The organism is Streptomyces calidiresistens (assembly GCF_014141525.1).
Lineage (GTDB): Bacteria > Actinomycetota > Actinomycetes > Streptomycetales > Streptomycetaceae > Streptomyces > Streptomyces calidiresistens.
The window spans coordinates 1-3,385 of the sequence record NZ_VKHS01000621.1; the positions used below are offsets into that span (position 1 = coordinate 1).

The 3,385-nt window shown below is 74.2% G+C and carries 2 protein-coding genes; both read left to right on the forward strand.

Annotated elements, in window-relative coordinates; genetic code table 11:
• Position 1: 1 nt before the first annotated feature.
• The gene (gene pflB / locus FOE67_RS20540) at positions 2–2,260 is read left to right on the forward strand and encodes a formate C-acetyltransferase (protein ID WP_182666322.1); all 2,259 of its coding nucleotides are present in this window, start codon (positions 2–4) and stop codon (positions 2,258–2,260) included.
• Positions 2,260–3,111 (forward strand): pyruvate formate-lyase-activating protein, encoded by an 852-nt coding sequence (pflA, locus tag FOE67_RS20545; protein WP_182666323.1) that lies wholly within the window; start codon positions 2,260–2,262, stop codon positions 3,109–3,111. The genes pflB and pflA overlap by 1 nt, the downstream gene beginning before the upstream one ends.
• Positions 3,112–3,385: the final 274 nt, after the last annotated feature.

Below are 3,385 nucleotides of genomic sequence, written 5' to 3' on the forward strand. Positions count from 1 at the left end.
GGTGCCCGCCCCCGCCCCGACCGAGGACGCCGGCGCGGCCTGGGAGGGCTTCCGCGGCGGCCTGTGGCGGGACGCGATCGACGTCGCCGACTTCGTCCGCCACAACCACACCCCCCACGAGGGGGACGCCGACTTCCTCGCCGGACCCACCGGGCGCACCACCGCCCTGCTGGAGCGGGTGCGGGAACTGCTGCGCGAGGAGCGCGCCCGCGGCGGCGTCCTGGACGTGGACACCGCCACCCCCGCCTCCATCACCGCCTTCGCCCCCGGCTGGATCGACCGGGACCTGGAGATCATCGTCGGCCTGCAGACCGACGCCCCCCTCAAGCGCGCCATCATGCCCGCCGGCGGTTGGCGGGTCGTGGAGAACGCCCTGCGCGCCCACGGGTACGAGCCCGACGCGCGGGTCAAGGAGATCTTCACCCGGTACCGCACCACCCACAACGACGCGGTCTTCGACGCCTACACCCCCGAGATCCGCGCCTGCCGCTCCTCCGGCCTGATCACCGGCCTGCCCGACTCCTACGGCCGGGGCCGGATCATCGGCGACTACCGCCGGGTCGCGCTCTACGGCATCGACCGGCTGATCGCCCACAAGCGTGCCGACCAGCACCTGCTGCACGGCCGCTGGCCCACCGAGGAGGTCATCCGCGACCGCGCCGAGACCGCCGAGCAGATCCGGGCCCTGGAGGACCTGCGGACCATGGCCGCCTCCTACGGCCACGACATCTCCGGTCCGGCCCGCACCGCCCGCGAGGCCGTCCAGTGGCTGTACTTCGGCTACCTGGGCGCCATCAAGGAGCAGGACGGCGCCGCCATGTCGATCGGCCGCCTCGACGGCTTCCTCGACATCTGGATCCAGCGCGACATCGACCGGGGTCTGCTCACCGAGGCCGGTGCCCAGGAACTCATCGACGACCTGGTGATCAAGCTGCGCCTGGTCCGTTTCCTGCGCACCCCCGAGTACGACCAGTTGTTCTCCGGCGACCCCACCTGGGTCACCTGGACCATGGGCGGCCTGGGCACCGACGGCCGGCCGCTGGTGTCGCGGACCACCTTCCGCGTCCTGCGCACCCTGTACAACCTCGGCCCGGCGCCCGAGCCCAACCTCACCGTGCTGTGGTCGCCGAAGCTCCCCCGCGGTTTCCGCGAGTACGCCGCCCGGGTCGCGGCGGAGACCAGCGCCCTGCAGTTCATCTCCGACGAGTGGCTGCGCCCCCGCTTCGGCGACGACACCGCCATCGCCTGCTGCGTCTCGCCGATGGTGACCGGACGCCAGATGCAGTTCTTCGGCGCCCGGGTCAACCTCGCCAAGGCCCTGCTGTACGCCATCAACGGCGGCCGGGACGAGGTCACCGGCGAGATCGTGCTGGAGGGGTTCGAGCCCATCACCGGCGACGTGCTGGACCCCGACGAGCTGGCCGAGCGCTACGACGCGGTGCTGGACCGTCTGGCCCGCACCTACATGCACGCCCTCAACGTCATCCACACCATGCACGACCGGTACAACTACGAGCGGCTGGAGATGGCGCTCCACGACCGCGACGTGGAACGGACCATGGCCTGCGGCATCGCCGGTCTCGCGGTCGCCGCCGACTCGCTGTCCGCCGTCCGGCACGCCCGGGTGGAGGTCGTCCGCGACGAGCGCGGCCTGGCCGTCGACTACCGGGTGCACGGCGAGTACCCCGCCTACGGCAACCTCGACGAGCGCGCCGACGCCATCGCCCGCGACCTGGTCTCCGGCTTCATGCGCCGCCTGCGCCGGCTCCCGGCGTACCGCCGGGCCCGGCCGACCCAGTCGGTGCTGACCATCACCTCCAACGTGGTCTACGGCCGCATGACCGGCGCCACCCCCGACGGTCGCCCCGCCGGGGTGCCCTTCTCGCCCGGCGCCAACCCGATGAACGGGCGGGACACCCGCGGCGCGCTGGCCTCCGCCCTGTCGGTGGCGAGCCTGCCCTTCCCCGACGCCGAGGACGGCATCTCGCTCACCACGACCTTCGCCCCGGTCTCCCTGGGCCGGGTCCCCGAGGAGCGGGTGGGCAACCTGGTGGGGGTCCTCGACGGGCACATCACCGCCGGCGGCTACCACATGAACGTCAACGTCCTGGAGGAGGCGACCCTGCGCGACGCGATGGAGCACCCCGAGGAGTACCCCGACCTCACCATCCGGGTCAGCGGCTACGCCGTGCACTTCACCCGCCTCACCCGCGAGCAGCAGCTCGACGTGCTGGCCCGCACCTTCCACGGGAGCGTGTGATGACCCCCCGCCCTCCGGTCCCCGCCCTCTCCCCGGAGGCGGGGGCCGGCCCGGCCGGCACCCTCACGGACCTGCCGTGCCCCGTCGCCGTCACCCCGGCGGCGGCGGTGGCCCGGCGGCCGGTCACCGGCTCCGTGCACTCCACCGACATGTCGGTCGGCGTCGACGGCCCCGGCTCCCGGTTCGTCGCCTTCCTCGCCGGCTGCCCGCTGTCCTGCCTGTACTGCCACAACCCCGACACCCGCTACCTGCGCAACGGCACCCGGATGTCCGCGGACGACCTGGTGGCCGACATCGCCCGTTGCGCGACCTTCCTGCGGGCGGCCGGCGGCGGGGTCACCCTGAGCGGCGGCGAGCCGCTGCTGCAACCCGTCTTCGCGGGGGAGGTGCTGCACCGCTGTCGGCACGAACTCGGCCTGCACACCGCCCTGGACACCTCCGGCTTCCTCGGACACCGCGCCTCCGACGCGCTGCTGGCCGACACCGATCTGGTGCTGCTCGACATCAAGTCGTGGGACCCGGCGACCTACACCCGGGTCACCGGCCGCGACCTGCGACCCACCCTGGAGTTCGCCCGGCGCCTGGACCGACTGGGCCGGGAGGTGTGGGTGCGGTTCGTACTGGTGCCCGGGCTCACCGACGACCCCGCCAACGTGGAGGGCGTCGCCCGCTTCACCGCCTCCCTGGGCAACGTCACCCGGGTGGACGTGCTGCCCTTCCACCGCCTGGGCGCCGCCAAGTGGGAGGCGATGGGCATCCCCTTCCCCCTGGCCGACACCGAGCCCCCGACCCCCGAACAGGTCGCCGCGGCGCGGGAGATCTTCGCCGCGCACGGTCTGACCGCCATCTGACCGCCATCCGACCGCGCACGGCCGCCGCCCGGCGGGCGTGCGACCCCAGCCGCCCCGCGCCGGCCCGACTGCCCCGGCGCGGGGTGTGGACCCGGGCGCTCGGGCACGCGCCCGGCCGGCCGGTCCGGTGCCGCCGTGCCGGACCGGCCACGACGCCGGTGCCGGTGGGGCCCCGCCCCCGTGCAGGGTGGGCGGAACCCCACCGGCACCGTCGGCCCGGGCCCCGTCAGTCCGGGTCGGGCAGGGCCCGCTCCACGATCGACCGGGTGTCCAC